Consider the following 4,547-nt stretch of genomic DNA (forward strand, 5'->3'; position numbering starts at 1 on the left):
AATAAAAATAGTTTAAAGACGATGCTTCTGTTCTTCACTGTTTCACCTCGTATGAAAAATACTGTAATATAAATGATTTCTTAATTATAACAAAGGTTACAAAAAAGTAGAGGGGATAAATCTGTCTCTCTCTAAAGTAGTTTTTTATAGAAAGTCACATAAAGAGACGGTACAGTGACTATAGAAGTATTTTAGCATAAAAAAGAACTCGCCAGACGTATGACGAGTTCTTTAGTGTACTATTGCTGAATTGCTGCATCTAAAGCGATTTCAATCATTTCGTTAAATGTAGTTTGACGCTCTTCAGATGTTGTTTCTTCACCAGTGAAGATATGGTCGCTTACTGTTAATACAGATAATGCATTTACACCATATTTAGCTGCTAATGTGTAAAGAGCAGTCGTCTCCATCTCTACTGCTAATACACCGTAATCTCCAAGTTTTTTAACCATGTCCATGCTCTCACGATAAAATACATCTGCTGTTAATACGTTACCAACACGAACGTGTAATCCTTTTTCTGTTCCAGCATCGTAGGCTTTCTTTAAAAGATCAAAGTTTGCAGCAGGAGCAAAATCAAAACCCGGGAATGTTAAGCGATTCATATTAGAATCTGTACAAGCCGTCATCGCAATAATAACGTCACGTACCTTAACATCTTTTTGAATTGCACCACATGTCCCAACACGAATTAAATTTTTCACTCCGTAGCTTTGAATTAATTCGTTTACATAAATAGAAATAGAAGGAACACCCATGCCTGTACCTTGAACAGATACATGCTTTCCTTTGTAAGTTCCAGTGAAACCTAACATACCACGCACGTTATTATAACAAGTAACATCCTCTAAAAATGTTTCAGCAATATATTTTGCACGTAATGGATCACCAGGTAATAGAATAGATTCAGCAATTTCGCCTTGTTTTGCTTCAATATGTACACTCATGAAAAATCCTCCTTATAATGTATTGATAGAAATCAATATCATTTGCATTATACACTACGACTCCTTTCAATTAAAATCTTTTTTATTTGTAATATGTGCAAAAGAGGAGGATTTCATAAATCATAATCTAGAATATATATTTAAGAGGTTTTGCATGGATAAAGACAATAAAAATGGTAGGTGATATTTTGAAAAATCTTGTCATTGGGCTTATTGCACTAGTACTTATTGTGGCAGGAGGATTTTACATAAAAAAATATCAAGAAACTGTAGAAACGACCGGAGATGTTCAAGAAGTGAAATGGGATGTGAAAAATAAAAAGGGAAATAAAAAAGCCGATATTTCGTTTCAATTGCTAAATAAAATGAATAATGAAGTTCGTGGTGTGAACGATCAAATTCGAGCAGTGATAGTGGATGGAAATTTGAAAAACATACAACAAACGAAGCCTATATTTGCTGGAAATGGATCGTATAAGCTATCTTCAGATGTAGCAAAAGGTGAAGGGTACACGATATTTTTGTATGAAAATGAAAACAAGTCCGTGGAATCATTTGCTAAGAAAGATTTTGGTGAAGAAAAAAAGGAGACAAACAAGGACAAGAATAAAAAGAAGCTACCTGTCGATACTGTACTTACAAAAAATATAGGAGAGCATCAAGTGTCTCTTTTATTTGGTGCATTACATCCGAATGAGGCAACGACATTAACATTTCAGTTTCAAGCGAAAAAGGGAGAAAAACTGAAATTAAATTCAGGGAGAGGTGAAGTCAACGCGCTATATATCGTTGATGAAACGAGGGGACATTTTTTATATGCCATTCCTGTTGATACGGATGAGCAATTACAATATCGTATTACATTTCCAGAAGAAGGAACATATAAAATATGGGGGGATTTCTATATAAATGGTAAGAAGTATGAAAAGGAGTTTAGTCTACAAGTGCAAAAACGAAAAAACAGCTAAGTACTTAGCTGTTTTTTCGTTTTCCTATTAATTTTGTTACAGAGAGCATTGTAATTGGTAAAGAATGATTCTTTCGAAATGCTAAATACTTTCCACTCCATGCAGGTTTGTATTTTTCTTTAAAATGTCGTAAACCGCTGAAGCTATATGTGTAACGAACGTTATTAAATATTGCAGCAGCAACTCGTTCAGACCAGAACGATTGCGTTGATAAACCGACATTTGAGAGTGGTGCCATACCAATATTAAAGGAATGGTATTCATTTTCTTTTGCCCAGTGGAATAAGTGGATAAAAATTGCATCCATAATTCCGCTAGGGGCATCTGGATAATAACGCATTAAATCAACAGATAATATGCCACTTTGATATACTGGCATAAAGGTTGTGAATGCAATGATTTTTCCTTCTGCATCAGATAATGTAGCGATAGGGGCACGACTAATATACTCACGATCGAAGTACCCAAGTGAAAATCCTTTCTCTTTTTTTCCGCCGAGCCAAGCATCAGACACTTTCTTTAATTCCTCGTATAATTCGTCTGAGAATGGTGGCTCATGAATAGAGAATGTATAACCTTCTCGTTCAAAACGGTTGAAAGTGGCTCGCATACCAGCACGTTTCTTTCCTGTTATTGTAAACGTATTTAAATCAACGACAGCCTCTTCACCAAGTTTAAAGAAGTTGTAGCCAAAATCGTGGTATAAGCTCATCCATTTGCTTTCAATTTGATAGAATACGCAAATATACCCAAATCGATCAGCTTCAGTCAAAAATTCTTGCAACACAGTGCGGTAGGAGGATGGATCACCAATTGGATCACCTAGTACAACAAGACGTTTTCCAGTAATTGAAAAGAGAAGAAGTGCTTTTCCGTCACTACTGAAGAAGAACTGTTTATCTCCTAAAAAACCTAAATGACTAAGTACATTCCCGCCATGTTCATCTAAGAAGTTTTCTAACCTTTTATCATTAGCTGGTTGCCCGGGAAATTGACTACGGTAACGATTGGCAATTAGTGAGCCGATAAGTAAAAAAGTAGGAACGAAAAAGGCTGCTGCTAATGCACTTCGTTTAACTTGTGTAATATTTCGAACGACAAAATCAGGTTGGAACGCTTCTTTTGCACCCGCAAATAAAATACCTAAGTTTTTATATAAATATAACGTAAGCAATAAGAAGATAAATACTTTTACGATGTCAGAAAGAGAGACTTCCATTTTTTCGCGTGCAAATCTTTTACGAAGCATATACAACACAGCAAGTACGATTAATAAAATAAAGGTTTCTTCAATGTCAATTCCTTTTAGGGTATTAAAGATTGCTGCTCCAATTAAAGAAACAATCGTCATATAGTAAGAACGCTTTGTTCCATAATATATGCCTCGCGAAAGAATCAGGAGGAGAATACCGAATGTTAATGATAAGCTAAAAGAAAATTGAATAAGGTGCTTTGGAGCTAAAATATGTAAGGCGTGAGCTCGATTTATACTAGTCGGTAAAATTGTTGATAGAATAACCATTAAGCCAGCGAATACTGTTAAAGCGGCGGATGCCCATGAACCTAATTTCCCTAAAAAATCACGTTGTAAAGTCCAAATTACACCAGTTGTTTCTAACGCAGGTGCAATAAATGGTTTATCTTCAATTTTTTTTATGGCAGCTCCTGTCATTTCAAAGGCTGCAAAAATGAGACCTAGGCAGAATGGTAAGATGTAATAGACAAGTCGGTATAATAACATAGCAGGTAGTAATACGCCTGTATCAACGCCGTATTGTCCTAGTCCAGTTAAGAAAACAAGGTCAAATGAACCAAGGCCACCAGGAACAAGACTTACGACACCAGCTAAAGCAGCAATTACGTAAACACCTAAAAACTTTTGAAATTCGATATCAATTCCAAACAATATTAAAATGACGTACATAACTATACCGGCAGATACCCACTCGACTAATGAAACTAATGAATATAAAACAGTTGGATTTTTCTCTTCTTCTTCTTCCTCTTGTCCGTCTAGCTGTTTTGTTTTTCTATTTTTAATTTTAGAAAACCCAATATATATAGGAACGAAAAGAGCAAAGAAGATAAGAACAGGCCATAACCACGGTTTTTCGTGCAGAATAAAACTAGTGTCTAATATTCCAATAAGGCCGAGGAATGACAGAATGGCTAATCCGTTAATAAAAGCGGTTGTCATCCAAGCAATACTTTTAATAAGTTTTCCATTATCTTTTATATGCGGACGATATAGCATTGTACGTACACCGGCACCAACAAGACCACCAAAACCGATAAATCCATTTAAAGTGTTGGCAATCCATGAGATGCGGAAGATCTTTTGTACAGGTATATCTGCTTTTAAGTAACGAAGCATAACAAAGTCATAAAAGAACATTGTTGAAACGGCAAATGCACCGAGTGTAATCGCTAAAAATACCCCACCAGTTGGAATGTTTTTAATTGTTTCAATTGCTTCTAAAAAAGAAATGCCTGCTAATTCTTTTTTTGCTTGAAAGAAAACAATTGTTAAGACAACAAATGGGAAGATTATTTTCCCGATTTGTAAGAAACGTTTCCATGAAAACGACATAAATACAACTCTCCTTGTGTAAGAAAACTGAGACAATAATAT

At 35.1% G+C, this 4,547-nt stretch carries 3 protein-coding genes; 1 reads left to right on the forward strand and 2 read right to left on the reverse strand.

All coding sequences use genetic code 11. The features are described 5' to 3' along the window. Positions 1 to 239: 239 nt before the first annotated feature. On the reverse strand, positions 240 to 947 hold the full coding sequence (deoD, locus tag AB3X49_RS18210) for a purine-nucleoside phosphorylase (RefSeq protein WP_367963836.1): 708 nt from the start codon (positions 945 to 947) through the stop codon (positions 240 to 242). A 173-nt stretch (positions 948 to 1,120) separates the two neighbouring features. Here deoD and AB3X49_RS18215 point away from each other — a divergent pair, with 173 nt between their 5' ends. Continuing rightward, positions 1,121 to 1,915, forward strand: a complete 795-nt coding sequence (locus AB3X49_RS18215; RefSeq protein WP_367963838.1) for a DUF8832 domain-containing protein — start codon at positions 1,121 to 1,123, stop codon at positions 1,913 to 1,915. A gap of 4 nt (positions 1,916 to 1,919) precedes the next feature. Here the strand turns inward: AB3X49_RS18215 and mprF are convergent, their stop codons facing one another. Next, positions 1,920 to 4,505, reverse strand: a complete 2,586-nt coding sequence (gene mprF, locus AB3X49_RS18220) for a bifunctional lysylphosphatidylglycerol flippase/synthetase MprF (RefSeq protein ID WP_016119902.1) — start codon at positions 4,503 to 4,505, stop codon at positions 1,920 to 1,922. Between the last annotated feature and the right edge of the window lie 42 nt (positions 4,506 to 4,547).

The organism is Bacillus sp. C30 (genome assembly GCF_040838255.1).
Classification (GTDB): Bacteria; Bacillota; Bacilli; order Bacillales; family Bacillaceae_G; genus Bacillus_A; species Bacillus_A mycoides.

Coding starts and splice junctions, on each gene's coding strand:
- mprF (WP_016119902.1), bottom strand. CDS start 4,505: ATGTCGTTTTCATGGAAACGTTTCTTACAAATCGGGAAAATAATCTTC.
- deoD (WP_367963836.1), bottom strand. CDS start 947: ATGAGTGTACATATTGAAGCAAAACAAGGCGAAATTGCTGAATCTATT.
- AB3X49_RS18215 (WP_367963838.1), top strand. CDS start 1,121: ATGGTAGGTGATATTTTGAAAAATCTTGTCATTGGGCTTATTGCACTA.